Source organism: Thioalkalivibrio sp. AKL9, assembly GCF_000377825.1.
GTDB classification, from domain to species: Bacteria; Pseudomonadota; Gammaproteobacteria; order Ectothiorhodospirales; family Ectothiorhodospiraceae; genus Thioalkalivibrio; species Thioalkalivibrio versutus.
Genome location: NZ_KB905108.1, coordinates 102,446 through 126,626, shown reverse-complemented (window position 1 = coordinate 126,626; position 24,181 = coordinate 102,446). Strand labels below are relative to the sequence as shown.

Annotated in this window: 27 protein-coding genes and 1 pseudogene; 21 read left to right on the top strand and 7 right to left on the bottom strand. The window is 67.0% G+C overall.

The window, feature by feature from the left end; translation table 11 throughout:
- The first annotated feature begins 74 nt into the window (after nt 1-74).
- From D573_RS0107410 to D573_RS14965, 5 genes and pseudogenes are all read left to right on the top strand, one after another.
- Nucleotides 75-1,322 carry a D-alanyl-D-alanine carboxypeptidase family protein gene (locus tag D573_RS0107410; protein ID WP_018938399.1) on the top strand — a complete coding sequence of 416 codons (1,248 nt, stop codon included), beginning with the start codon at nt 75-77 and terminating at the stop codon, nt 1,320-1,322.
- Nucleotides 1,323-1,336: 14 nt separating this feature from the next.
- On the top strand, nt 1,337-2,224 hold the full coding sequence (locus D573_RS0107405; RefSeq protein ID WP_018938400.1) for a D-amino acid aminotransferase: 888 nt from the start codon (nt 1,337-1,339) through the stop codon (nt 2,222-2,224).
- Nucleotides 2,221-2,484 (top strand): YbeD family protein, encoded by a 264-nt coding sequence (locus tag D573_RS0107400; protein ID WP_018144082.1) that lies wholly within the window; start codon nt 2,221-2,223, stop codon nt 2,482-2,484. Before D573_RS0107405 ends, D573_RS0107400 begins: the two co-directional genes overlap by 4 nt.
- Entirely contained in the window at nt 2,481-3,185 is a 705-nt protein-coding gene (gene lipB / locus D573_RS0107395) for a lipoyl(octanoyl) transferase LipB (RefSeq protein ID WP_018938401.1), read from the top strand. Before D573_RS0107400 ends, lipB begins: the two co-directional genes overlap by 4 nt.
- Nucleotides 3,186-3,538: 353 nt before the next feature.
- Nucleotides 3,539-3,744: pseudogene (locus tag D573_RS14965) on the top strand (hypothetical protein).
- Nucleotides 3,745-4,090: 346 nt separating this feature from the next.
- Here D573_RS14965 and lipA read toward each other — a convergent pair.
- From lipA to D573_RS0107365, 6 genes are all read right to left on the bottom strand, one after another.
- On the bottom strand, nt 4,091-5,047 hold the full coding sequence (gene lipA, locus D573_RS0107390; protein WP_019571158.1) for a lipoyl synthase: 957 nt from the start codon (nt 5,045-5,047) through the stop codon (nt 4,091-4,093).
- Between the two features lie 62 nt (nt 5,048-5,109).
- Complete coding sequence (locus D573_RS0107385) at nt 5,110-6,315, bottom strand: HDOD domain-containing protein (RefSeq protein WP_018938402.1); 1,206 nt, start codon at nt 6,313-6,315, stop codon at nt 5,110-5,112.
- A gap of 6 nt (nt 6,316-6,321) precedes the next feature.
- On the bottom strand, nt 6,322-7,533 hold the full coding sequence (locus tag D573_RS0107380) for an HDOD domain-containing protein (RefSeq protein ID WP_018938403.1): 1,212 nt from the start codon (nt 7,531-7,533) through the stop codon (nt 6,322-6,324).
- Between the two features lie 86 nt (nt 7,534-7,619).
- The gene (locus D573_RS0107375) at nt 7,620-8,174 is read right to left on the bottom strand and encodes a hypothetical protein (protein WP_018938404.1); all 555 of its coding nucleotides are present in this window, start codon (nt 8,172-8,174) and stop codon (nt 7,620-7,622) included.
- Nucleotides 8,171-8,575 carry a hypothetical protein gene (locus D573_RS0107370; RefSeq protein WP_018938405.1) on the bottom strand — a complete coding sequence of 135 codons (405 nt, stop codon included), beginning with the start codon at nt 8,573-8,575 and terminating at the stop codon, nt 8,171-8,173. Before D573_RS0107370 ends, D573_RS0107375 begins: the two co-directional genes overlap by 4 nt.
- 20 nt (nt 8,576-8,595) lie before the next feature.
- Complete coding sequence (locus D573_RS0107365; RefSeq protein ID WP_018168134.1) at nt 8,596-8,835, bottom strand: BolA family protein; 240 nt, start codon at nt 8,833-8,835, stop codon at nt 8,596-8,598.
- Between the two features lie 216 nt (nt 8,836-9,051).
- On the opposite strand from D573_RS0107365, the gene D573_RS0107360 reads away from it, so the two are divergent.
- The 3 genes from D573_RS0107360 to D573_RS0107350 are packed head-to-tail and all read left to right on the top strand — an operon-like array spanning nt 9,052 to nt 11,487.
- Nucleotides 9,052-9,804 (top strand): MBL fold metallo-hydrolase, encoded by a 753-nt coding sequence (locus tag D573_RS0107360; RefSeq protein ID WP_018168135.1) that lies wholly within the window; start codon nt 9,052-9,054, stop codon nt 9,802-9,804.
- 43 nt (nt 9,805-9,847) lie between these two features.
- Nucleotides 9,848-10,762, top strand: coding sequence for a nucleoside triphosphate pyrophosphohydrolase (gene mazG / locus D573_RS0107355; protein WP_018938406.1), 915 nt, complete (start codon nt 9,848-9,850; stop codon nt 10,760-10,762).
- Nucleotides 10,759-11,487: a ferredoxin--NADP reductase gene (locus D573_RS0107350; protein WP_018938407.1), complete on the top strand. Its 729-nt coding sequence runs from the start codon at nt 10,759-10,761 to the stop codon at nt 11,485-11,487. Before mazG ends, D573_RS0107350 begins: the two co-directional genes overlap by 4 nt.
- A 234-nt stretch (nt 11,488-11,721) precedes the next feature.
- Here D573_RS0107350 and nadB read toward each other — a convergent pair whose 3' ends face one another.
- Nucleotides 11,722-13,362 (bottom strand): L-aspartate oxidase, encoded by a 1,641-nt coding sequence (nadB, locus tag D573_RS0107345; protein WP_018938408.1) that lies wholly within the window; start codon nt 13,360-13,362, stop codon nt 11,722-11,724.
- A gap of 144 nt (nt 13,363-13,506) precedes the next feature.
- Between nadB and rpoE the strand changes: the two genes are divergently transcribed.
- From rpoE to D573_RS0107280, 13 genes are all read left to right on the top strand, one after another.
- Nucleotides 13,507-14,088 (top strand): RNA polymerase sigma factor RpoE, encoded by a 582-nt coding sequence (gene rpoE / locus D573_RS0107340; RefSeq protein ID WP_018168138.1) that lies wholly within the window; start codon nt 13,507-13,509, stop codon nt 14,086-14,088.
- Nucleotides 14,089-14,100: 12 nt separating this feature from the next.
- A complete protein-coding gene (locus tag D573_RS0107335; protein ID WP_018144069.1) occupies nt 14,101-14,667 on the top strand; it encodes a sigma-E factor negative regulatory protein in 567 nt (188 codons plus the stop codon).
- Nucleotides 14,668-14,673: 6 nt separating this feature from the next.
- Nucleotides 14,674-15,660, top strand: a complete 987-nt coding sequence (locus tag D573_RS0107330; RefSeq protein ID WP_018144068.1) for a MucB/RseB C-terminal domain-containing protein — start codon at nt 14,674-14,676, stop codon at nt 15,658-15,660.
- A gap of 22 nt (nt 15,661-15,682) precedes the next feature.
- The gene (locus tag D573_RS0107325) at nt 15,683-16,171 is read left to right on the top strand and encodes a SoxR reducing system RseC family protein (protein ID WP_018144067.1); all 489 of its coding nucleotides are present in this window, start codon (nt 15,683-15,685) and stop codon (nt 16,169-16,171) included.
- An 81-nt stretch (nt 16,172-16,252) separates the two neighbouring features.
- Nucleotides 16,253-17,677, top strand: coding sequence for a DegQ family serine endoprotease (locus D573_RS0107320; RefSeq protein ID WP_018938409.1), 1,425 nt, complete (start codon nt 16,253-16,255; stop codon nt 17,675-17,677).
- A gap of 110 nt (nt 17,678-17,787) precedes the next feature.
- Nucleotides 17,788-18,027 (top strand): glutaredoxin family protein, encoded by a 240-nt coding sequence (locus D573_RS0107315; RefSeq protein ID WP_018168141.1) that lies wholly within the window; start codon nt 17,788-17,790, stop codon nt 18,025-18,027.
- Nucleotides 18,024-19,832 (top strand): translation elongation factor 4, encoded by a 1,809-nt coding sequence (lepA, locus tag D573_RS0107310; RefSeq protein WP_018144064.1) that lies wholly within the window; start codon nt 18,024-18,026, stop codon nt 19,830-19,832. The genes D573_RS0107315 and lepA overlap by 4 nt, the downstream gene beginning before the upstream one ends.
- Before the next feature lie 67 nt (nt 19,833-19,899).
- Nucleotides 19,900-20,670 (top strand): signal peptidase I, encoded by a 771-nt coding sequence (lepB, locus tag D573_RS0107305; RefSeq protein WP_018938410.1) that lies wholly within the window; start codon nt 19,900-19,902, stop codon nt 20,668-20,670.
- 59 nt (nt 20,671-20,729) lie between these two features.
- Entirely contained in the window at nt 20,730-21,086 is a 357-nt protein-coding gene (locus D573_RS0107300; protein WP_018144062.1) for a DUF4845 domain-containing protein, read from the top strand.
- Between the two features lie 43 nt (nt 21,087-21,129).
- A complete protein-coding gene (gene rnc, locus D573_RS0107295; protein WP_026289529.1) occupies nt 21,130-21,807 on the top strand; it encodes a ribonuclease III in 678 nt (225 codons plus the stop codon).
- Entirely contained in the window at nt 21,804-22,724 is a 921-nt protein-coding gene (era, locus tag D573_RS0107290; protein ID WP_018168143.1) for a GTPase Era, read from the top strand. The genes rnc and era overlap by 4 nt, the downstream gene beginning before the upstream one ends.
- Nucleotides 22,721-23,377: a recombination protein O N-terminal domain-containing protein gene (locus D573_RS0107285; protein ID WP_018168144.1), complete on the top strand. Its 657-nt coding sequence runs from the start codon at nt 22,721-22,723 to the stop codon at nt 23,375-23,377. The genes era and D573_RS0107285 overlap by 4 nt, the downstream gene beginning before the upstream one ends.
- 35 nt (nt 23,378-23,412) lie before the next feature.
- Complete coding sequence (locus tag D573_RS0107280) at nt 23,413-24,180, top strand: pyridoxine 5'-phosphate synthase (RefSeq protein ID WP_018938411.1); 768 nt, start codon at nt 23,413-23,415, stop codon at nt 24,178-24,180.
- Nucleotide 24,181 lies beyond the last annotated feature (1 nt).

Here is a 24,181-nt window from a genome sequence, read left to right as displayed (position 1 = left end):
CTGTTGTTTTTCCGGCCCGTCCCGGGCCCCACTCTGCTATCGTAGACCGGTCCTTAAGGAGGTCCTTCCCTGCCATGACTCTGTCCGTCCGCATTCCCTTTTTGCCGTTTCTGGTGGCCTGCCTGCTCGCGATGCTGGTGCTTGCTCCGGTGCACGCGCAGGAACAGCAACTGCCCGTGGCCGGGGATGGGGCGAAAACCCCCAGCGGGATCCCGCGCCCGCCATCGGATGTGACGGCGGCGAGTTATGCGCTGATGGACTTCGACTCCGGTCTGATGCTGGCCAGTCGCGAGCCGCAAGTGGAGCGCGAGCCGGCCAGCCTGACCAAGGTGATGACTGCCTACGTGGTGTTCGGCGAGATCACCGAGGGCCGCATGGCGCTGGACGATACGGTCACGGTGAGCGAGCGTGCCTGGCGCACCGGGATGACCGGGGCATCGCGGATGTTCATCGAGGTCGGCGAGGAGGTCGCGGTCGAGGACTTGTTGCGGGGCATGATCGTCCAGTCCGGGAACGACGCCTCTACCGCTCTGGCCGAGCATGTGGCCGGCTCCGAAGGGGCCTTTGTCGACATGATGAACTCCCAGGCTCGTGAACTGGGGATGCGCCAGTCCTATTTTGCCAACCCGCATGGCCTGCCTTCCGAGGAGTCGCAGTACACCACTGCGCAGGACATGGTGCTGCTGGCGCGGGCGCTCATTCGCGATTTCCCGGATCTCTATGGCTACTACAGCGAGCGGTCCTTCGAGTACAACGACATCTCCCAGAGCAACCGCAATATGCTCCTGTGGCGCGATTCCGGCTTTGATGGGCTGAAGACCGGCTGGACCTCGAGCGCCGGGTACAACCTGGTGTCGTCGGCCAAGCGCAATGATCGTCGCCTGGTGGCCGCGGTGATGGGCATCGAAGCGGCCGACCATCAGCAGGGCGGGACCCGCCGCGCGAACGAATCCCAGGCGCTGGTGAACTGGGGTATGCGTTTCACCGCGACCCGCAAGCTGTTCGAAGGGGCGCACGAACTGGGAACGCCACGGGTCTACCGCGGGGCGGATACCGAGGTCGCCGTGGGGCTGGCCGAGGACTTCTGGGTGATGGTTCCGCCGGGGCGTGAGGACGACCTGGACGCCTCGATGGAGGTGCACCAGCCGTTGGAGGCACCGCTGGCGGCGGGTGACCCGGTCGGTGAGGTGGTCGTGCGCCTGGATGGCGAAGTGATCCGTACCCAGCCACTGGTTGCGTTGCACACGGTGGAGCAAGGTGGCCTCGTGCGCCGCCTGTGGGATGGGGCAGCGCTGGGTATCCAGGCGGCCTGGCCGTTCTGACACGCAGGCCGCGCGTGAGTATTGCCTACTTCAACGGGGACTATCTGCCGCTGGACCAGGTGCGGATCTCGCCGCTGGACCGCGGTTTCCTGTTCGGGGATTCGGTCTACGAAGTGATTCCCAGCTACGCGGGCGAATTCTTCATGCTCCCCGCGCATCTCGAGCGCCTGGATCGGTCCCTCGCAGCCATTCGCATCTCCAACCCCTTTGATGAGGGGCAGTGGACTGCGCTTCTGGAAGATCTGCTGGCGCGCAATGCCGATCCCGCTACCCCGGATCTGGGGGTGTACCTGCAGGTGACCCGCGGCGTGGCCCCGCGCGATCATGCCTTCCCGCTGGATGCCCGGCCGACGGTCCTCGCGATGGTGAGCCCGATCCGTCCTCTGCCGGAGACGGTGCGCACGGAGGGTGTGGCGGCCGTGACCGCCGAGGATCGCCGCTGGGGCCACTGCGACATCAAGGCGACCACGCTGCTGGCCAATGTCCTGAACCGTCAGGCCGCGGTCGAGCAGGGTGCGGTCGAGGCGATCCTGCTGCGTGATGGACAGCTCACCGAGGGTGCGGCCAGCAACGTCCTCGTGGTCCTCGACGGCCGTCTGGTGACGCCGCCACTTGCGCCTTCGGTGCTGCCCGGGGTGACGCGGTCGCGGGTTCTCGATCTGGCGCGCGAGTTGGGCTACCCGGTGGAGGAGTGCGCGGTAAGCGAGTCGGAGCTGGCACGGGCGGAGGAGATCTGGCTGACCAGTTCGACCCGCGAGATCCTCCCGGTCACCCGCCTTAATGACCGGGTCGTGGGCACGGGACATCCTGGTCCGGTCTGGAAGGCCCTCCATGCGGCCTATCAGGCTGCCAAGCCGGGTGCGCTCGTGAGTGAGCCAATGCAGTCCGGAGGTGCCGCATGAGTGACCGCGAGACCCTGATCGAATTTCCCTGCCGGTTCCCGGTGAAGGTGATGGGGGATGCCCATCCAGAGTTGATGGAGGCCGTAGAAGGCTGCGTGGCCGAACACCTGGATGCCGATGACGCGGTGATCGAGCAACGGGCCTCGCGCGCCGGCCGTTACGTCGGCATCACCATCACCTTTACCGCGACGAGCCAGGCACAACTGGACGCCTTCTACCGCTCCCTTGGCCGCTGCGACCGGGTGCGCATGATCCTGTGACACCGGCCCCGGTCGAGGTGCGCGAGCTGGGGCTGCACCCTTACGTCCCGGTCTGGCAGGCGATGCAGTTGCATGGGCGCGAACGCGCGGCCGAAGCCCCCGATGCCCTGTGGTGCGTGCAGCACCCCCCGGTCTTCACCCAGGGGCGCAATGGCCGTCCGGAACACCTGCTGGATCCCGGGGCCGTGCCGGTGGTGGCGATCGACCGCGGCGGGCAGATCACCTATCACGGGCCCGGCCAACTCGTCGTTTACACCCTGCTGGATCTCAGGCGCCTCGGGATCGGCGTGCGCCGTCTGGTCGAGTGCCTGGAACAGGCCATCATCGATACGCTTGCCCAATGGGGTATCGAGGCCGAACGTCGGGCCAATGCGCCCGGGGTTTATGTCGGGCAGGCGAAGATTGCGGCCCTCGGCTTGCGCGTGCGCCACGCCCGCAGCATCCATGGCCTCGCCCTGAACGTGGCGCCGGTGCTGGCGCCGTTTGCGCGCATCAACCCCTGTGGCTATGCGGGCCTGCCGACGACCTCCATGCAGGTCCAGCTTGGTGGTCCGGTCGCAATAGACCGCGTTCGCGATGCGCTCCTGGCGAATCTCGCCATCCAGCTGTACGAGGGGGCAGATGTCGCGCTTCGGCATGAGGCGGCGTTGCCCGTCGAACTGGTGCGCGTGCAGGCATTGGGCCGCAGCCCGGCGCCGTAACACGTCGCTTGGTCTTCCCAAGGCTGGGCTGGTCCCGGTTCATCCTCCGGTGTTTACGTGCCTTCTTCGTCTGGCCGCCTGCCACGCGCTCTCTCGCGAGCGCGCCGCGAGGTACTTCTTTGCTCGTGCAAAGAAGTACCCAAGAAACACGCCCGACTGCCGCGACCCCGGCCCGCTGTGCGGGCCGGGGTTTCCCTCGCTCCGAGGCTTTTCGCGGGCGGCGCTGAACTCGCTACGCTGCGCTTCGCTCAGACATCCAGCGCCTTTTCTCCCGCGAAAAGCCTCTCCACTCGGCGCGACGACAACGGGGAGGCAGGTCCAAACAACGGCTATCCCCGCGTTCTTGCCTGTGGATGGTGGCTAGGCTTTCGGACATCTTCGGCACGCTCGGCCTTTGGCCGTTGCGTGCCGCGCCCGCGCGGCGGGCGCCGGGGCCTTCGGACGGCATTGCCTATTGTTATGTCCGGGGGACGGAACACCTTCTGTCTTGACCTTCGCCTCCCGTATGGAGCCCCTTGCGGAAGGGTGCTCGGGCCGGGAGAAGGCGCTGGATGTCTGAGCGAAGCCGCAGGCGCAGCGAGTTCAGCGCCGCCGGCCCGAGGGCCCTGGAGCAAGGTTCCCGGGCGGAATCCGGGTGCCCTTCTTTGGGCACTTTCTTGGGCAAGCAAGAAAGTGCCTCGGGGCGCGCTGGCGAGTCAGCGCCGGGCAGTATGCGGACCGGAGCCACCGTAAACACCAGAGGATGAACCGGGGCCAGCCACGACCAGGCAGGCGGTGGCGCGAGGCCCTGTAAACAATCGGTTTTCAAGCCGCTCTAGCTACGGGCTGCGCTGGTACGACACGTGAACATTCGGAGCAGCCAGGCCGCACCGGACGCGTTGCCGCGGCAAGGCACCCGGGACGGGTCAGGCGGTTTCGAGGCCCTGGGCCTGGAGGTCGGCGTGGTAGGACGAGCGGACCATCGGGCCGCTGGCCACCTGCTTGAAGCCCATCTCGCGGGCGCGGTCGCCGAGCTCGTCGAACTCCTCGGGGGAGAGGAAGCGCGTCACCGGCAGGTGATGGCGCGACGGCTGCAGGTACTGGCCCAGGGTCAGCATGTCGCAGCCGTGGTCGCGCAGATCCTGCAGGACCTCCAGCAGTTCTTCACGGGTCTCGCCGAGCCCCAGCATCAGGCCCGACTTTGTCGGCACGCCGGGGTGCTGTTCCCGGAACTGCCGGAGCAGCTCCAGCGACCAGGCGTAGTCGGCGCCCGGGCGGGCCTCGCGGTACAGGCGCGGGACCGTCTCCAGGTTGTGGTTGAAGACGTCTGGCGGGGCCTGGTGCATGATTTCGAGCGCGCGATCCATGCGACCGCGAAAATCCGGTACCAAGATCTCGATCTTCATGCCCGGATTCAGGGAGCGCACCTCGCGGATGCAGTCGACAAAGTGCCCGGCACCCCCGTCGCGCAGGTCGTCGCGGTCCACCGAGGTGATCACGACGTACTTGAGGCCAAGCGCCTGGATGGTCTCGGCCAGGTGACGGGGCTCGTCCGCGTCCAGGGCCTCGGGGCGGCCGTGGGCGACGTCGCAGAACGGGCAGCGGCGGGTGCAGATGTCGCCCATGATCATGAAGGTGGCGGTGCCGTGGGCGAAGCATTCGCCGAGGTTCGGGCAGCTCGCCTCCTCGCAGACGGTGTGCAGTTTCTGCTCGCGCAGGATGCCCTTGATGCGCTGTACCTCGGGCCGTGCCTGGCTTTGCGCGCGGATCCACTTGGGCTTGCGCTGGGGCTTCTCGGTGGGATGGATCTTGACCGGGATGCGCGCGACCTTGTCGGCGGCGCGCTGTTTTTCACCGGGCTGGGGGCGGATTCGAGTGTCCATGGACCTTCCCTGAATTTCGTGGCGGCCGGGTTGTGCGGCCGGTGTGGGGCGATCGGGCGTGCTCAGGCAACCTCGCGGATCAGCGCCTCGACTTCCTGCCTAGCCGTCTCGATGGCGGGCAGGTTGCCGTCCTCGTCCAGGATAAAGCCGAGGCGTTCCACTGCCCGCAGGTCGGTGAGCGGGATGCGGTCGGAGAGCAGGTCGTCTTCGGCATCCCGCGGGCATGCGGCGCGGGCGATTCGCACGATGTCGGTCAGGGCGTGAGCCTCCGGATTCTCCGGGCCGCCGGAATCGCGAATGGCCTCTATGATATCGGATGCCAGGTCCCATTGCTGGGCAACCAGTTCGCCGATCAGGCCTTCCAGCCGGAACAGTACGCGTTCCACTTCCCCGGGTGTGCGGTCCGGATGGGTGCGGGCGACCTCGGCGATGACCGGCAAGGCCCCGACGCGGTGCAGGAGGCCGGCGAGCAACGCACTCTGCGGATCGGCGGCCTCGCACTGGTCGGCCAGCACGCAACTGACCGCGGCAATGCGTGCGGAGCGCCGCCACAGGCGTTCCAGCAGTTCATGGTAGGGGTTGTCGCGATGGATGAAGACCTGGTGCATCGCCAGGGCCATCACCAACTGGCGGGTGCGTTCCAGTCCAAGCCGGGCGACGGCATCCTGAAGGCGCGAGACGACACGGCGGCTGCCCATGGCCGGGCTGTTAGCCACACTCAGCAGGCGGCCGGCCACGCTCGGATCTTCCTCGATGATGCGGGTGGCCTCGGCGATGGAGACATCCGGGTCCTTGAGGGCCCGCTGCAGGTGCAGGGCAACTTCGGGAAGCTGGGGCAGGGCCAGTTCCCCGGAGTAGGCGTGGGTGTAGATGCTGCTGAACAGTTCGCCCTCGAGATCGGATAGCTCGATCTCGCTGACCTCGACGCTGTCCTGGCCGCCGCCGTCGATCAGGGTTTCATAGACCTTGCGATCAAGCATGGCGAGGGTCGAGCGAGTCGCGGCGATGGCATGGCTGTGGTAGTCGTGCGCATCGAACAAGGGGTTCAGCGCTTCGCTGCTGTCGCCTTTCAACATGACCGAATTGCGCCCGCTGGCCAGGATCATGCGGCCTTCCAGCAAGAAGATCATGCTGCGGAATTCGTCGCGTGCATGCAGCTTGAAGCCCGGATCCACCGTCATGGTCCGGGCGTGCTGCAGTAGCTTGTCGCGGGCCCGGTCGCTCAGCTCGGCAAACGGGTGCAGTTGGGGGAGGCGTTGCTCGATCACCGCGGTTCAGACGTTGAACATGGCGCGGAGTTCTGCCAGATCCTCGGCGCGCTCTTCCAGGAACGTGATCGGCTCGCCGGGTGGGGGCGGGGTGATCCCGAGGACCTCGAAGGCCGCGACATCGGTGGCCTCGGGGACGGCCTCGCCTTCGGCGCGGCGGGTGGCCCATTCCGCGACCAGGGCGATGCTGGCGTAGTCCGGTTCGCTGGCGCGATAGCCCCAGTCTCCGGCGTGTTCAGCGACCGTTACCAGGTCGCCGCCCAGATCCCAGTAGTTGATTACCAGGACGCCGGCGAGATTGCTCAGGCGCCGCACCAGCGACTGCACGCGCTCGCGGTCGGGGTGGTCCTCGCGCAGCTCCACGAACTGGATGATCGGGACCGCGCCGATCCCGGCGACCAGCCCGGCCAGCAGTGCCCGCTCGCGGTCCAGCTGCTTCAGCGAGTCCGCGATCAGGTAGCTGTAGGCCGATTGCAGGGCGCCGTGTTTCCAGCTGGACTCCATCGCGTCGCGGGTCGAGGCGTGCTTGGCCTTGAAGGCCTGACGCAGGGCCATGTTCATCGCCAGCATGCGGGTGTTGCGAAAGCCCAGGCGGTTGACCGCGTCGCGCACGGACTGGATCTGCTTGGCGGCGCGAAACAGCGGGCTGTTGGTGGCGTGCAGCAGCGCACCGGCGATCGTCCCGTCGCGCTGGATGACCTCGGTGAGCTTGTCCAGGTCGGCATCCGGATCGTTGGTCAGTTCCTGAATGCGCAGCGCGATCTCCGGCATGGTCGGCAATTCCAGCCGATTGCTGGTGATCAGGTCGTAGAGCTCGCCGAAGAAGGCGCCCTCGGTGTCGTCCAGGTCGGTGTCGTGCACTACGAGCGAGGCACTGTGGGCCTTCTTCAGCGCTGCTGTGGGGATCTCCAGCAACTGACAGGTCTTCTCGGTAATGAGGAAGTCCTGCTGCCCGATGTTCTGGTCGAACATCTGCAGGGGGCTGTCCGGATCGGTCGACTCCAGGGTGATGCGGGCCGGATTGCCGCCGCTGACGCGGACCAGCTGGCCGCGTACCAGGAACAGGTAGCGATCCTCGACCTCCTGCGGGCGCAGGCGCCGCCCGGCGTCCAGTTCCCGGGCCAGGCAGGCCGAGGCCAGTTCGCTGCGGGCTTGCTCCGACAGGCTTGAGGTCAGGTCCAGGTCCTGAAGCAGGGCATCAATGCTGGTGCTATCCATGGGGCGGTTCCCGATCCGTGCTGTGCCAATCCGTTCCCGCGCTGCAGCGCCGCGTGGCGGGCCGCGGGGCGTACCCGCTGCGCGGGTTACTCGACTGGTGCCAGTGTAGCATCCGATCCGGTGGCGGGAAGCGCTGACGCCGCCCCACGGCAGGCGAAGCGCGGTCGGTCTGCGGCGTCGATCAGGTCATGGGCTTGCAGAAAGCCCCGCGCATCGGCGGCGTCCTCGCGGAACCAGGCGGCGGTATTTCCCAGGCGGAAGCTGTAGCCCCACGCGTCCATGTCCCGCATCAGCCGCTCGCGGCCGACGCCGGGGATCTCGTCGGCCAGCAGGATCTGCAGATAACATACGCCGCACTCCTCCAGGTCATCGCCGCCCGCATTGGTATGCAGGGTGGCGCGCCGTCCCGCGTCCATGCAGATGACATGTCCGGCCTCATGCAGGGCCGAGTGGATGGGGGTGTCGGGGCGCACATGCACGTCATGGCCGACGATCCCGGCCTCGGGTTCGCCCCACCAGCTGCCGGGCAGCGGCGCCTGGGCCGGGTGCGCGACCAGGCGCAGGCCGTAGCGGGCGAACAGGGTCACGAGCGCGTCCTGCAGGGCCGGGTCGCCACAGGTCTGGATCGCGGGGTTGTTCATGTGTCGGAGTCGTCGGGCAGGGCCGTGGTGCGCTTGCGGCTGCGCCGTGGGCATTCCTCGGGGCGCTCGCGGCACCAGGCGTCGACCCGCTCGGTGAGGTCGTCCTGAAAGCACAGCAAATAGAACCGCGCCTGCTCGCGGTTGGCGATGGCGGGCCGCCCCAGGGTGTCCACCACGCCGGTGCGCAACGCCGCGATGATCGCGTTGGCGGCCTTCTTCTGCGGCCAGGCGGTAATCTGCTCCCAGGCCTCGGGAGTGAAATACAGGCGCAGGAGGTCGGGGCGGGTGGTCAGCAGCATGCGCGTGACGTTGCGCAGGGTGGTCTCGGCCTCGCCCCAGTCGTGTACCAGGCCGCCCTCCAGCAGGCGTTCGATCTCCTCGCGACCCTTGGGCGACAGCATCGGCACGCGCGCTGAACGCCTCAGGCGCTCGGGGCATCCTCGGGGGTGAAGGCGCGGATGGACAGGGCGTGGAGTTCGCCGGAGTCGATCTGCTCGCGTACGGTGGCGTAGACGGTCTGATGTTTCTTGACCGCGTTCATGCCAGCAAACTGTGGGCTGACGACCAGGGCCTCGAACTTGCCCTCGCCTCCGGTAACCTCGACCTTCTCGGCCGACGGCAGGCCGGCGCGAATGAGTTCGGCCACTTGATTGGCATCCATGATGAGTCCCCTGATTGGTGCGTATTGGTCAGCCGCGGATGATAGCCGGGCGATGGGCCTGACAGAAGTTCCCCCACGCGGGGAACTCGTTCCCGCAGCACGGGTTCGTAGGAAAACACCTGCATGGATTGTCGGGCTGGTTTGGGTTGTTCCGGGTTGGCTGCGCTAGCATCAGGTCACTAACGTTCGGCCCGCCGGGCCATGGAGGCAATCGCAATGATCTTCAAGCAACTGTTCGAGGACGAGTCGTCCACCTATACCTATCTTCTGAGCTGCCCGGATACCGGTAAGACCGCATTGATCGACCCGGTCATCGAAACCGTCGACCGCGACATGCGCGTGCTGCAGGAGATGGGCCTGAGCCTCGATTACGTCATCGAGACCCATATCCACGCCGACCACATCACCGGCGCCCGGATGCTGCGCGAAAAGACCGGCTGCAAGCTGGGCGGGCCGGCGATGGACGAACTGCCGTGTCGCGATTTCGGCCTGCGCGAGGGCGAGCCCTTCCAGGTGGGCAACCTGGTGGTCAACCCGCTCTATACCCCGGGACACACGGATGCGCACCACGCCTACCTGATGGATCACGTGGGCCTGAAAATGCTGTTCTCCGGCGACGCCCTGCTGATCGAGGCCTGTGGCCGCACCGATTTCCAGTCGGGGGATGCCAAGACGCTCTATCACTCGATCCACGACAAGTTCTTCACCCTGCCGGACGAGACCCTGGTGTATCCCGCGCACGATTACGAAGAGCGCCAGATCACCACCATCGGCCAGGAGAAGATGCGCAACCCGCGCCTGGGCAAGGGCAAGCCGGAGGCGGAGTTCGTGAAGATCATGGACGAGATGGACCTGCCGTACCCGAAGAAGATCGACTGGGCCCTGCCGGGCAACGAGGGTTGCGGGATCTGCCCCGACAACCTGCCGGACGAGAAGAGGCGCCTCTGCGAGACTGATCAGCAGGGCTAGTTCGACCCCTTCCGGTGGCTCCGCCAGGAGCCACCGGTTCCGAATGTTCATCCGGTGGGCGGTTTTTACCGCCTGCCGGACCCCGTACACTCCCGCGATGACCGAACACACACCCTTTGACGTGCTGGGTCCGCTGGACCGCCTGCGCGCGATCATGGCGCGGCTGCGTGATCCCGAATCCGGCTGTGCCTGGGATCGGGCGCAGACGGCCGGGACTATCGTCCCGTTCACCCTGGAGGAGGCCTATGAACTGGCCGACGTGATCGCGCGCGACCAGGGCGCGGCGGCGGACACCCGCGAGCTGCGCGACGAGCTGGGGGACCTGCTGTTCCAGGTGGTATTCCAGGCGCGCATCGCCGAGGAGGCCGGGCGTTTCGATCTGGATGATGTAGCGCGCGCGATCGGCGACAAGCTGGTGCGCCGGCATCCGCACGTGTTTGCCGATGTCGAGCATGCCTCGGATGCGGAGCGCGAGGCGGCCTGGGAGGCGGACAAGGCCCGGGAGCGTGCCGATCGCGCCCAGACCAGCGCCATGGACGACATCCCGCTGGCTCTGCCGGCCCTGTCGCGGGCGGTGAAGAGCCAGCGCCGCGCCGCCCGGCTCGGTTTTGACTGGGACGATCCGGCGCCGGTGGTCGCCAAGATCCACGAGGAGCTGGCCGAGGTGCAGGAGGCCGTGGATCAGGGCGAGGCCGAGGCGCGCATCGCCGAGGAGGTCGGCGACGTGCTGTTTGCCGTCAGTAACTGGGCGCGCCACCTGGGTGTGGATCCGGAGGGGGCGCTGCGCGGAAGTACGCGCAAGTTCGAGGCCCGCTTCCGGCATATGGAGGCCCTGGCCGCCGCGGGCGGCGAGACCCTGGGGGCGCTGGACTTCGCGGCCCAGGAGACCCTTTATCAGGAGGCGCGGCGCCGCGAGCGCCAGCCTTACGACGAATCCGAGACCAAGGACCCGAGATGAGCGACGCCGTCGAACTGCCCGACCACTTTCTGCCGGCCCGGATCGAGACGATCGAGCAGGTCACCCCGTTGATCAAGGTGTTCACCCTGGCCGCGGACCCGCAGCGCTTTACCAGCAAGGCCGGCCAGTGGCTGGATCTGGTGATCCCGCAACCCGAGGGCAAGCCCTTCGTCGGTGGTTATTCGGTCGTGTCCGCGCCGCGCGCGGATGGCCGTTTGCAACTGGCTATCAAGTACGCTGACCACCACCACGCGACGCATCACCTGCACGCGGTCGCGCAGGAAGGCGACACCGTGTACATCACGCCGGGACAGGGCAGTTTCTTCTTCGAGCCCGGCATGGCAAGGAATGTCGTGCTGCTGGGGGCCGGCATCGGCGTGACGCCGCTGTTCGGCATCCTGCGCGCGATCCACGCCGACATGCCCGAGGTCTATGCGCATCTGGTGTACAGCGTGGCGCACCAGGACGAGGTGCTGTTCCCGCAGGAGCTGGAGTCGATGGCCAAGGCGCCGAATATCGACGTCAGCCTGACCGTGACCCGCGAGGCCGAGGACTGGCTGGGCCATACCGGACGTATCAGTCATCGGCTGCTGGAGTCGCTCGATCTGCCGCGCGATGCGCTGTTCTACTTCTGTGGTTCGCGCGAGTTCATCGAGGACATGGCCACCCTGCTGGCGGAATGGGGCATCCCCGAGGCGCAGCTGAAATACGAGAAGTGGTGGTAACGCGCCGCGTGTCTAGCTGAACCCGTCATTGCGAGTCGCCGTAGGCGACGTGGCAATCGATGTGCTCGGCCACCTGATCCCAGCGCTTTGCCAGCGTGGGGGGATTACTCGCTCCGCTCGCCCTTCGGGCCGGCCTGCGGCCATTCAACGCAGCTTCGCTGCTTTTGTGCTTCGTCGCTGCGCTCCTCGCAATGACGGGAGGAAAGGCAGGCGCGGTGCTCGAACCCAGAAGGATTACGGCCGGCGGGTGTCGCCCGGGCGCAGGGCGTTTTCGGGGGCGAGGATGGTCGGCTGGCCGTCCAGGGCCGGGTCGGTGTCCGGGTAGTCGCGGATGAAGTGCAGCCCGCGGCTTTCCTTGCGCGACAGGGCACTCTTCACGATGATCTCGGCGGCCATGGCCAGGTTGCGCAGTTCCAGTAGGTCGGGGGAGATGCGGAAGTGGCTGTAATACTCGTGGATCTCTTCCTGCAGGATGCGGATGCGCCGCTCGGCGCGGTGCAGGCGTTCGCGTGCGCGCACGATCCCGACGTAATCCCACATCAGCCGGCGCAGCTCGTCCCAGTCGTGGGCGACCACCACCTCTTCCTGTGACTCGGTCACTCGGGACTCGTCCCAGGCCGGCGGCACGGGGAGCTTCTCGGGGGTGGGCAGATCGGTCTGCGACAGGATGTGGTCGGCCGCGGCACGGGCATACACCAGGCACTCCAGGAGCGAGTTGCTGGCCATGCGGTTCGCGCCGTGAAGGCCTGTGTAGGAGGCCTCGCCGGCGGCGTACAGCCCCGGCAGGTCGGTCTGGCCGAAGTGATTCACCATCACGCCGCCGCAGGTGTAGTGCGCGGCCGGCACCACCGGCAGCGGCTCGCGGGTCATGTCGAAACCGTATTCCAGACAGCGCTCGTGAATGGTGGGGAAGTGTTCGCGGATGAACTCGGCCGGCTTGTGGCTGATGTCGAGGTTCACGTGGTCGATGCCGAGGCGCTTCATCTCGTGGTCGACGGCACGGGCGACGATGTCGCGCGGGGCCAGTTCGGCGCGCTCGTCGAAGCGCGGCATGAAGCGTTCGCCGTTCGGCAGGAGCAGGACACCACCCTCGCCGCGGACCGCCTCGGAGATCAGGAACGACTTGGCCCGCGGATGGAACAGGCAGGTCGGGTGGAATTGCATGAATTCCATGTTGGCGATGCGGCAGCCGGCGCGCCAGGCCATCGCGATGCCGTCGCCGGTGGAGCCGTCCGGATTGGAGCTATAGAGGTAGACCTTGCTGGCGCCGCCGGTGGCGAGGATCACGGTCGGGGCGAGGATGGTCTCCACCTCGCGGGTCTTGGCGTCCTGCACGTAGGCGCCAACCACGCGGCGGGTGCCGTCCACCGGCTGGGTGATCAGGTCCACGGCCACGTGGCGTTCGAACACCTCGATGCTGCCCTGGCCCGAGGCGCTGCGCACCAGGGCTTCTTCGATGGCTCGCCCGGTGGCATCGGCGGCGTGCGCGACGCGCCGGGCGCTGTGCCCGCCCTCGCGGGTCAGGTGCAGCCGGCTGCGGCCCTCGAGCGGCTCGCGGGTGAACGGCACGCCGAGGTTGAGTAGCCAGTGGATCGCCTCGGGGCCCGCCGCCACGGTGCGGCGCACGGCGTCCGGGTCACACAGGCCCGCGCCCGCGTCCAGGGTGTCCTGAATGTGGGCATCGAAGGAGTCGGTGCGGTCGAGGACTGCCGAGATCCCGCCCTGGGCATAGCGGGTAGAACCCTCGTCCACCGGGCCCTTGCTGATCACGGTGACGCGACGGTGCGGGGCCAGATGCAGGGCTGCGGAGAGCCCCGCCGCGCCGCTTCCGATCACGAGGACGTCCGCCAGGCGCGGTTGTTGTACTGTCCCCATGGGTCAGGTAACGTGCTGCGCTTGTTGCCAGAGCGAATTGTGGCCCTTGCGCAACAGTGTTGTGCGCAAAGCGAACTTAATGCGAGTCAGGCGGTCCATGCAACATAGAATACCGGAGACTGGCGTGTTGGCGGGAGTCCCCGCATGAGCGAGAAGGCTTCCGACGAGGCCCTGGTCAAGCGAGTTCAGAAGGGCGACAAGGCGGCCTTCGACGTCCTGGTGCTGAAGTACCAGCACAAGATCGTCAACCTGGTTGGGCGTTATGTCCATGACCATGCAGCGGCCCTGGACGTGTCTCAGGAGGCCTTTATTAAGGCCTACAAGGGGCTGGCGAACTTTCGTGGCGAGAGTGCGTTCTATACGTGGCTCTACCGCATCGCCATCAACACGGCCAAGAATCACCTTGTCTCCCAGGGACGGCGGCGGCCCGAGGCCGAAATCGATGCGCAGGACGCGGAACAGATGGGCGGTGACTCCGCCCTGAAGGACAGTGCAACCCCGGAGGGGGAGCTGTTGTCCGAAGAGATTGAAGGGGCGGTGCGTCGCACTATCGAGGAACTGCCCGACGACCTTCGGATGGCCATCACACTGCGCGAGATCGAGGGACTGAGTTACGAGGAAATCGCGCAGACGATGGGATGCCCGATCGGCACGGTCCGGTCGCGCATCTTCCGGGCCCGCGAGGCCATCGACCGGACCTTGCGTCCTTTGTTAGACAACAACTGAACGAGTAGCGCCATGACAGAGCAAGTCTCAAAGAATGAACGTCTTTCGGCCCTGGTGGACGGAGAAACGGATGACTTCGAGACGCGTCGCCTGATGGATGAACTGGTCAAGTCCGAAGAGGACCGCGGCCAGTGGGAACGCTATCACCTGATCGGCGATAGTCTGCGCGGCGGGATGCGCCGCACGGCCCCCGCGAACTTCATGGACGGTGTCCATGCGGCCCTGGCTGACGAGGCGCCGCTGTCGGCTGCCCACAAGCCGGCGCAGCCGCGCTGGCTGAAGCCGGTTGCGGGCACTGGCGTGGCCGCCGCGGTCGCGATGGTGACCCTGGTCGGAATGCAGATGCTGGGGCCCGACACGGGCACGCAGGAGGCCGCTCCGGTCGCCAGCGAGACCCGTACCCCGGCACAGGTCGCCGATGGCGTGCAGCGGGCCAGTACCTCCGACGTCGAGGCCCCGGCCGCCGGACGCGAGTCGCTGGACCCACGTTTTGCCCGCTACCTCGAAAATCACGCGGAACTGACCGGGCCGGGTTCTACCGCCCTGGGCCGGGTTCGTTACTCGGTGAGTGACGAGTAACGCGTGATGCGCCGCGGCCTGCCGTTCGTCCTGGTTGCCGCCACTGCACTTTGCTGTGTTCCGTTGCCGGTTCTGGCCGGGGATCAATCCCCGGCAGACTGGCTGCAGCGGATGACCAGTAGCCTGCATTCGGAGAGTTACCAGGGAACTTTCGTGCTCCAGCGGGATGACCGACTGGACGCCATTCGTGTGGTGCACGCCGCCGAGAACGGTGGCTACCGCGAGCGCCTGGAAACCCTGACCGGAAGCCACCGCGAGATCCTGCGGTCGGTCGACCGTCTGAGCGCGTTGAAGGGAGCCCGGGCCGCAGCCGGCGAAGGTGGTGGAGGGGCCCCGCACTGGCCGGCCGGAGCGCCGGTCTTCCTGCTCGAGCATCACGATCACTACGCCCTGGAAGACATGGGCGTGGACCGAGTCGCCGGACTCGAGTGCCGCATGATCCTAGCGCGTGCCCGCGATATGCTGCGTTACAGCCATCGCTACTGCCTGCACACCGCGACCGCGCTCCCCTTGCTCAGCGAACTGTACGACGGTCACGGGGCGCTGCTTGAGCGCCTGGCCTTTACCGATCTTGAGCATCTTGACGAGGTCGCGGAAACCGCCCTCGAGGCGACCCGCGAGGACGCCGAGCATGTCGAGGTGCGAGCCGACCATGGGCACAAGAAGCCCGACTGGGACGAGCAGACCGGCATGGACGGCTGGAGCTTTGCCAACCTGCCGGATGGCTTTTCCGCGATTGCCGCGTCCGAACGCCGTGTCGGAGACGACCAGGCCAGCCTGCGTCATTTCGTGTTGAGCGACGGTCTGGCCTCGGTCTCGGTCTATATCGAGAAGGCCAGCGGCGAGCAGATGTTCGAGGGCACGACACGTGCCGGGGCCACGCACGGGGCCGCGCGTTCGATCGCGGGGCACCAGGTCACTGCGGTGGGCGATGTCCCGCAGGCGACGGTGCGGGGCGTGCTGGACGCCGTGGTGCATCACCCCGGCAATTGAATCGCCACATGGGCCCGCAAGCATGAGTGAATGGATCCGCGAACAGGGAACCGTGCTCTCGGTGGAGGGCTACGCGGCGCGTGTGCGTATCGAGCGTCGTTCGACCTGCGGCAGTTGTTCGGCCCGGACGGGCTGCGGCAGCGGCGTCCTGTCCGAGGTGCTGGGCCGCAAGGCAGTGGAGGTGTCCATCGGCCATCCCGGCTCGCTGCAGCCGGGAGATACCGTGACCCTGGGTATTCGCGATCAGGCGCTGGTTTCGGGGGCCCTGGCGATGTACCTGTTGCCGCTCGCCGGCCTGGTGGCGGCGCCGGCACTGCTGATGCTGGTCGTGCCCGGCCTCGGGGAGGGCTTTCATTTGCTGGCCGGGGCCCTGGGGTTCGCGGGCGGGCTGCTCGGCGTGCGCGCCTGGCTGCGCCGGCGCGCCCCGGATCTGGCGCCGGTGCTGCTGGAGCGCCATCCGGCCACGGGAACCCACCGCGCTGCGGCACCCATGGCTGCGCCCCGGCCCTGAATCTTCGCGCCGGTCGTCGGGAACTTGTGGCCGGGCCGGCTTTCTAGAGCCATGAACCTACGACTTCCCAATGCGGGCTGGATGATGATGAAACCGATGCAATGGGCACTGGTGGCCCTGACCTTTGTCGCCCTGTCGCTGCCGGCCTCGGCGCGCATGCTGCCGGACTTCGTGCCGCTGGCGGAGGAGCACAGCCCGGCGGTGGTGAATATCGCGACCACCCGCGAGCGCGAGAACCCGCATCGCAGTCAGATGCCGGACTTCGAGGGCTCGCCCTTCGAGGACCTGTTCGAACGTTTCTTTGGGGGCCCCGGGGGCGAAGGCCCGCGCGGGCCGGAGCGCTTCGAGCGCAACTCGCTGGGTTCCGGGTTCATCTATACCGAAGATGGCTACATCATCACCGCCAACCATGTGGTGGAGGGCGCCTCGGAGGTTGTCGTGCACCTGTCCGACCGGCGCGTGTTCGACGCCGAGATCGTTGGCAAGGACCCGCAGAGTGATGTGGCCCTGCTCAAGATTGACGCCGAGAACCTGCCCACTCTGAAACTGGGCTCCTCGTCCGATCTGAAGGTTGGCGAATGGGTGCTGGCGATCGGTTCACCGTTCGGCTTCGACCACTCGGTGACCGCCGGCATCGTCAGTGCCAAGGGGCGCAGCCTCCCGAGCGAGAATTACGTGCCGTTCATTCAGACCGATGTGGCTATCAACCCGGGCAACTCCGGCGGGCCGCTGCTGAACCTGGATGGCGAGGTGATTGGCGTCAACGCGCAGATCTACAGCCGGACCGGCGGTTTCATGGGGCTGTCCTTTGCCGTGCCCATCGAGATGGTGGGCGACGTGGTACAGCAGTTGCGCGAGCACGGCGAGGTGACGCGTGGCTGGCTGGGTGTGCTGATCCAGGAAGTGACCCGCGAGCTGGCCGACTCCTTCGGCATGGACAAGCCGGCCGGGGCGCTGGTCTCGCGCGTGCAGCCGGACAGTCCGGCGCAGAAGGCCGGCTTTGAAACCGGGGACGTAATCCTGTCGTTCAACGGCATCGAGGTGCCGAACTCGTCCGCACTGCCGCCGATTGTCGGGCGCACGCCGGTGGGCGCCGAGGCCGAGGTCGAGGTGCGCCGTGGTGACGAGACTCGTACCATCATCGTCGAGATCGAGCGTCTGCCGGAGGATATCTCCGCCCAGCGCGGCGGGCCGCAGCGTGAGGCCCCGGAGCGAACCGAGCCGCAAAGCCTGTTGGGGATGGTCCTGGAGCCGCTGGATGCCGAGCGTGCCGCAGAGCTGGACGTCGATGGCGGCCTGGTGGTCCGGGACGTCACCGACAATCCGGCGCGCTCGGCCGGGGTGCGCTCCGGCGACGTGATCGTCCAGTTTGGCGGCCATGCGGTCGACTCGGTGGAGACCCTGGAGAAGCAGATCGAAGAGGTGGGTGAGCGGCGCACGGTGCCGGTGCTGGTGTACCGTGGCGGCAATCCGACCTATATCGCCCTGCGCGTTCCGCGGGACTGAAACCGCCTCGTGCTGCGCTCGCGCGGGTCCAACGGCGCGGGTGCTGCGGGGCAGCAATGGAGAACGGGAGGGCTGCCGGCGGGTTCGGCAGCCCTCCCAATCGTTTCTGGATGACCGAACTGACCCTTTATCATCGCGAGAGCTGCGGTCTCTGCCATGACATGCTGGCCGAGATCATGGCCCTCAAAAGCCGTTATACTTTCGCGCTTACGGTCGTCGACATCGACGAGCACCCGGACCTGCAGGCGCGTTTCAACGTCAAGGTCCCGGTGCTCGCGGTCGACGACGACATTCTCTGCTGCCATTTCCTCGACCGAAAGGCACTGCTGGACCTACTGGCCCCTGCATGACCGAAACCCGCCTTACCCGCAATTTCTCCATCATCGCGCACATCGACCATGGCAAGTCCACGCTGGCGGACCGCCTGATCCAGGGTTGCAACGGCCTGACCGAGCGCGAGATGTCGGAGCAGGTGCTGGACTCGATGGATCTGGAGCGCGAGCGCGGAATCACCATCAAGGCGCAGAGCGTGTCGTTGTTCTATGACGCCCAGGATGGTCAGCGCTACCAGCTGAACCTCATCGACACCCCGGGGCACGTGGATTTCTCCTACGAGGTGTCGCGCTCGCTGTTTGCCTGCGAAGGCGCCCTGCTGGTGGTCGATGCGTCGCAGGGGGTGGAGGCGCAAAGCGTCGCGAACTGCTACACCGCGCTCGACCAGGGCCTGGAGGTCGTGCCGGTCCTGAACAAGATCGACCTGCCGGCCGCCGAGCCGGATCGGGTGGCCGCCGAGATCGAGGATGTGATCGGTATCGAGGCCACCGACGCCCTGCGAGTCTCCGCGAAGACCGGCGAGGGGATGGCTGAACTGCTGGAAGAGATCGTGCGTCGTATCCCGCCGCCGGAGGGCGATTCCGAGGCTGCACCCAAGGCGCTGGTGATCGATTCCTGGTACGACAACTACCTGGGCGTGGTCGCGCTGGTGCGGGTGAAGGCCGGGCGCTTCCGCGCCGGGCAGAAGATCAAGGCGATGTCGGTCGGGCGTGCCCACGAGGTCAGCCGGGTCGGGGTGTTCACGCCCAAGCCGGTGGATCGCGCGACCCTGGAGGTCGGCGATGTCGGCTATCTGATCGCGACCATCAAGGACATCTCCGGGGCCAAGGTCGGGGATACCTTCACGGACTTCAACAACCCGGCCTCCGAACCCGTGCCGGGCTTCCAGGAGGTTCAGCCACGGGTGTTTGCCGGGCTGTTCCCGGTCAGCGCGGAGGACTTCAATGACCTGCGCGATGCCCTGGACAAGCTCCGGCTGAACGACGCCGCGCTGTCCTTCGAGCCGGAGACCTCGCAGGCGCTGGGCTTCGGCTTTCGCTGCGGCTTCCTCGGCATGCTGCACATGGAGATCGTGCAGGAGCGCCTGGAGCGTGAATACGACCTCGACCTGATCACCACCGCGCCCACCGTGGTCTACGAGGTGGAAAGAAGCGACGGCGAGGTGGTCATGGTGCACAACCCCTCGGAGCTGCCCCCGAACAACGAGATCGGCGAGATCCGCGAGCCGATCATCGAGGCCAATATCCTGGTCCCGCAGGAGTATGTCGGCGCGGTGATCACGCTGTGCGTGGAAAAGCGCGGGTCGCAGACCAAGATGCAGTACCTGGGGCGCCAGGTGCAGCTGGCCTACGAGTTGCCGATGTCCGAGGTGATGCTGGACTTCTTCGATCGGTTGAAGTCCGCGACCCGTGGCTATGCGTCGTTCGACTATCAGCCGCTGCGGTTCGAGGCGGCGCCGCTGGTACGTGTGGATATCCTGATCAACGGCGACCGGGTGGATGCGCTGTCGGCAATCGTGCATCGCGACCACGCCGAGTCGCGCGGGCGCCAGATCATTGAGCGCATGGCGAAGATCATCCCGCGTCAGATGTACGAGGTGGCGATCCAGGCGGCGATCGGGTCGAAGATCATCGCGCGCTCCACGGTCAAGGCGATGCGCAAGAACGTGCTGGCCAAGTGCTACGGCGGGGATGTCTCGCGCAAGCGCAAGCTGCTGGAAAAGCAGAAGGCCGGCAAGAAACGCATGAAGTCGATCGGCCGGGTGGATGTCCCGCAGGAAGCCTTCCTCGCGGTGCTGTCGGTAGACGACGACAAGAAGTAACAACCAGGCCTGCGGCCCGGACGGGTCGCAGGGCGATCCCCGGCGGGCCGGGAACAGAGGACACGGCATGGCAAATCTCGAACTGATCCTGGTGCTGGCAACCGCCGTGACCGGCCTGATCTGGCTGGGCTGGGTGGTCCTGCGGCGGCGCCGCAGCCCCGAGCGCCAGCGCGAAATGCCCTGGTTCGTCGACTACTCGCGCTCGTTCTTCCCGGTCCTGCTGATCGTGCTGATCCTGCGCTCGTTCGTGGCCGAGCCCTTTCGCATTCCCTCGGGTTCGATGATGCCCACCCTGCTGGTGGGCGACTTCATCATGGTCAGCAAGTTTTCCTACGGCATTCGTCTGCCGGTGACGCGCACCAAGATTCTCGACACCGGGGAACCGGAGCGGGGCGAGGTGGTGGTGTTCAAGTATCCGCGCAACCCGGCCGAGGACTACATCAAGCGTGTGATCGGCCTGCCGGGCGACACCATCGCGTTCCGCGACCGCGTCCTGTACGTGAATGGGGAGCCGCAGTCGGCCGAGCGCGTCGGTACCTTCGAGGGCGAGGGCTCGGGGCAGGTGATGTCGGGCGCCTCGATCTTCGAGGAGACCCTGGACGGGCGCACGTACAACACCCTGATGCGCGAGCAGCAGGCCAGCCTGGATGGATCGGTCACCGTGCCCGACGGGCACTACTTCATGGTCGGTGACAACCGCGATAATTCCAACGACAGCCGATCCTGGGGTTTTGTCGCCGAGGAGCATCTGGTTGGGCGTGCCCTCTTCATCTGGCTGCATTGGGATTACAATGAAGGCCATCGGGACTTTTCCCGGATCGGCCAGGCGATTCGCTAGTAGCCCCGCGGGGGCGGGCAAACAGGGACGGGGTATTCATGCAACATTCCAGACACTCGATGCAGGGCGCGGGCGCGATCACCATTCTCGCGCTGATCTTCCTGGCGCTGCTGGTCGGTACCTTCGTGATCAAGATGGGCACGCAGTACACCCAGTTCCTCACCGTGCGCTCGATCATGCAGGACGTCGCCACCCAGGCCGGCGCGGCAGAGAAGAGCGAACGCGAACTGTGGCGCGAGATCAACCGCCGCTTCCAGATCAATTCCGTATACGACGGGATTGGCGAGGAGGACTTCAGCGTGACCGAGAATGGCGCCAGCCGCCAGCTGCACCTGCAGTACGAGGTGCGCCGCGAATTCCTCGGCAATGTGGACGTGGTGGCGCGCTTCTCGAACAGCGAGACGCTGGCCCCCTGATGGGGTCGGCGTCGGTTCCTTGCATGCTTTGTCGGGTGGGTTCGTGAGCCGGGATTTTCGCAGTCTGCTGCCCGCGGCCGTGCGCGACGGCGACGGGATTGACCAGGCGTTGACCCACCGCAGCGCCGGCGGGCGCAATAATGAGCGCCTGGAGTTCCTGGGCGACGCCGTCCTTGGGCTGGTGATCGCCGACGCCCTGTACGAGAAGCTCCCGGATGCCCCGGAAGGGGATCTCACCCGCCTGCGTGCGGCGCTGGTCAATCGCGAGTCGCTGGCGGATCTGGCTCGGGAGACCGGCCTCGAGGGCACGCTGAACCTGGGGCAGGGCGAACGCAAGAGTGGCGGCCAGCGCCGCGACTCCATCCTGGCCGATGCGGTGGAGGCCCTGATCGGGGTGACCTACCGCGAGGCCGGGATGGAGGCCGCGCGCGACTTTACCCTGGCGCTGTATGTCGAGCGCCTGAACGATCTCCCGTCGGCCGAATCGCTGAAGGACCCCAAGACCCGGCTGCAGGAACAACTGCAGGGCCGCAATGCGGATCTGCCGGTCTACGAGGTGCTGGAGGTGGTCGGCCCCGATCACAAGCGCCAGTTCACCGTGGCGGTCCACCTGCCCACCCAGGGCTGGGGCCAACGTGGCCAGGGCTCCTCGCGCCGTCGCGCCGAACAGGCCGCGGCCGAGGCGGCCCTGAAACGCCTGCAACAGGTACAGGAACAATGAGTGAAACCGTAGTCCCCGAACCCGCCACCACGCACTGCGGACTGGTCGCGCTGATTGGTCGACCGAACGTGGGCAAGACCACGCTGATGAACCGCCTGGTTGGGGAGAAGCTGGCGGCGACGACCCGCCGGCCGCATACCACGCGCAATCGCATCCTCGGCATCGTGACCGAGGGGCAGGACCAGGTCGTACTGATGGATACCCCGGGGATCGATACCGAGCGTACCCAGCTGGTGAACCGGGTCCTCAATCGCACGGCCAGCCAGGCGCTGGCGGATGCCGATCTGGTCTGCTTCATCGTCGAGGCTGGAGAGTTCGGCCCCGGCGACGAGCGCATCGAGGAGACCATCCGTCATTCCGGGCGTCCGGCACTCCTGGTGATCAACAAGGTGGACCAGTGTCGGGAGAAGGAAGAGCTGCTGCCGTTCATCGAGGCCCGCGCCGCGGCCTTCGGCTATGTCGGCGTGGTACCGCTTTCGGCAAAGACCGGATCCAACCTGGACGGTCTGATCGCGGAGATTCGGGCGCATATCCCGGAGGGGCCGTTCCTGTACGACCCGGATCAGCTCTCGGATCGCCCGCAGCGCTTCCGTGCCGAAGAGATGATCCGCGAGTCCATGCTGGAGCATCTCGGGCAGGAAGTCCCGTACTCGGTGGCGGTGCGCGTGGAGGAATGGGCGGACGAGCCGCGCACCACCCACATTGATGCCGTGATCCTGGTCGAGCGCGACAGCCAGAAGGGCATCGTGATCGGCAAGGGCGGGCAGCGACTCAAGCGCATCGGCCAGGCCGCACGCGTCCAGTTGGAGGCGCTGCTGGAGCGCAAGGTGATGCTGCGCCTGACCGTGCGTGTCGAGGCCGACTGGACCCGCAACCCGCGCGCCCTGCGTGACCTCGGGATCGAAGAATCGCGGTGAGCGCGACCGCCGGGCTCACCCAGGGGGTGGTCCTGCACGCCCGCCCGCTACGCGAGAACAGCCGGGTGCTCGACCTGCTCACCGCCGAGGCCGGGCGCCTGTCGGCAGTGGTGCGCGGCAAGGCCGGATCGGTGCAGCCCTTCGTGCTGCTGGATCTCGCCTGGCGGGGGCGCGGCGAACTGCCGACGCTGAATGTGGCCGAGCAGCAGCGGGTCTTCCCGCTGACCGGGCGGGCCCTGGTCTGCGGGCTGTACCTGAACGAGCTGATCCTGCGCCTGTACCCACGCGACGCACCGATCCCGGAAGCCCTCCCGGCGCTGTTATCCGCTTATGCCCGGCTGGCCGCCCGCGAGCGCGCCGATACGGTCCTGCGCCGCGCGGAATGGGCCCTGCTCGCACCACTCGATTCCGGGCTCGAACACGTGGACCCGGCCGAGCTGGACCCCGATGCCTGGTACCGCTACGACCCGGAGGCGGGGGTGGAGCGTGTGGCCGCCGGTCGCAGCGAGGCGATCCCCGGTGTCGCGCTGCAGGCGCTGGCCAGCGCCTGCGACGTGCCGGATAATCAGGCCCGCGTCAGCCGCGACTTCATGCGTCGGCTGATCGACACCCATCTGGCCGGGCGGCCGCTGCGGACCCGGGGTCTGCTGTAGTGGCCCGGACCGCAGCCATACAAGGGCATCGCATCATGTCGCATCCTGCTCCGCTGAAGCTCGGGGTCAATCTCGACCATATCGCCACCATCCGCCAGGCGCGGCATACGCCGTACCCGGACCTGATGCAGGCCGTGCGCCTGGCCGAGGCCAGCGGGGCGGATTCGATCACCCTGCATCTGCGCGAGGACCGGCGCCACATTCAGGATGACGACGTGTTCGGGATCAAGCCGCGGCTGAAGGTCCCGATGAACCTGGAGATGGCCGCCACCGAGGGGATGCAGGCGATCGCCCTGAAGCTGCTCCCGGAGGCGTGCTGCATCGTGCCGGAAAAGCGCGAGGAGCTGACCACCGAGGGCGGCCTGGATGCCGTGGGCCAGCTGGAGCGGCTGCGCGAGTTTGTCGCGCCGCTGACCGCCGCCGGGATCGAGGTCTCGCTGTTCGTGGAGCCGGATGCGCGCCAGCTGGAGGCCGCCGTGGCCATCGGCGCCCCGGTGGTGGAGCTGCACACCGGCGCCTATGCGAATGCCCGCGATGTCGCCGAGCGCGAGCGGCTCCTGGGCGGGATCAACGAGGCCGCTGCGGCCGGCCGGGCCATGGGGCTGGTCATCAACGCGGGGCACGGGCTGGACTATGACAACGTGCGGCCGATTGCTGCCAACGCGGTGTTTCACGAGCTGAACATTGGGCATTCGATCGTGGCGCGGGCCCTGTTCACCGGCCTGCCCGAGGCGGTCAGCCATATGCGCGGCCTGATGGATGCCGCGCGCCAGGGTCTGCCGCCCGGTCAGTACCCGGTTTGAG

Bases quoted from the DNA above. Each gene is read 5' to 3' on its own strand.
- D573_RS0107410 (WP_018938399.1), top strand. From the start codon at position 75: ATGACTCTGTCCGTCCGCATTCCCTTTTTGCCGTTTCTGGTGGCCTGC.
- D573_RS0107400 (WP_018144082.1), top strand. From the start codon at position 2,221: ATGAGTGACCGCGAGACCCTGATCGAATTTCCCTGCCGGTTCCCGGTG.
- lipA (WP_019571158.1), bottom strand. From the start codon at position 5,047: ATGGACACTCGAATCCGCCCCCAGCCCGGTGAAAAACAGCGCGCCGCC.
- D573_RS0107380 (WP_018938403.1), bottom strand. From the start codon at position 7,533: ATGGATAGCACCAGCATTGATGCCCTGCTTCAGGACCTGGACCTGACC.
- D573_RS0107375 (WP_018938404.1), bottom strand. From the start codon at position 8,174: ATGAACAACCCCGCGATCCAGACCTGTGGCGACCCGGCCCTGCAGGAC.
- D573_RS0107370 (WP_018938405.1), bottom strand. From the start codon at position 8,575: ATGCTGTCGCCCAAGGGTCGCGAGGAGATCGAACGCCTGCTGGAGGGC.
- D573_RS0107365 (WP_018168134.1), bottom strand. From the start codon at position 8,835: ATGGATGCCAATCAAGTGGCCGAACTCATTCGCGCCGGCCTGCCGTCG.
- D573_RS0107360 (WP_018168135.1), top strand. From the start codon at position 9,052: ATGATCTTCAAGCAACTGTTCGAGGACGAGTCGTCCACCTATACCTAT.
- mazG (WP_018938406.1), top strand. From the start codon at position 9,848: ATGTTCATCCGGTGGGCGGTTTTTACCGCCTGCCGGACCCCGTACACT.
- D573_RS0107350 (WP_018938407.1), top strand. From the start codon at position 10,759: ATGAGCGACGCCGTCGAACTGCCCGACCACTTTCTGCCGGCCCGGATC.
- nadB (WP_018938408.1), bottom strand. From the start codon at position 13,362: ATGGGGACAGTACAACAACCGCGCCTGGCGGACGTCCTCGTGATCGGA.
- rpoE (WP_018168138.1), top strand. From the start codon at position 13,507: ATGAGCGAGAAGGCTTCCGACGAGGCCCTGGTCAAGCGAGTTCAGAAG.
- D573_RS0107335 (WP_018144069.1), top strand. From the start codon at position 14,101: ATGACAGAGCAAGTCTCAAAGAATGAACGTCTTTCGGCCCTGGTGGAC.
- D573_RS0107330 (WP_018144068.1), top strand. From the start codon at position 14,674: ATGCGCCGCGGCCTGCCGTTCGTCCTGGTTGCCGCCACTGCACTTTGC.
- D573_RS0107325 (WP_018144067.1), top strand. From the start codon at position 15,683: ATGAGTGAATGGATCCGCGAACAGGGAACCGTGCTCTCGGTGGAGGGC.
- D573_RS0107320 (WP_018938409.1), top strand. From the start codon at position 16,253: ATGATGATGAAACCGATGCAATGGGCACTGGTGGCCCTGACCTTTGTC.
- D573_RS0107315 (WP_018168141.1), top strand. From the start codon at position 17,788: ATGACCGAACTGACCCTTTATCATCGCGAGAGCTGCGGTCTCTGCCAT.
- lepA (WP_018144064.1), top strand. From the start codon at position 18,024: ATGACCGAAACCCGCCTTACCCGCAATTTCTCCATCATCGCGCACATC.
- lepB (WP_018938410.1), top strand. From the start codon at position 19,900: ATGGCAAATCTCGAACTGATCCTGGTGCTGGCAACCGCCGTGACCGGC.
- D573_RS0107300 (WP_018144062.1), top strand. From the start codon at position 20,730: ATGCAGGGCGCGGGCGCGATCACCATTCTCGCGCTGATCTTCCTGGCG.
- era (WP_018168143.1), top strand. From the start codon at position 21,804: ATGAGTGAAACCGTAGTCCCCGAACCCGCCACCACGCACTGCGGACTG.
- D573_RS0107280 (WP_018938411.1), top strand. From the start codon at position 23,413: ATGTCGCATCCTGCTCCGCTGAAGCTCGGGGTCAATCTCGACCATATC.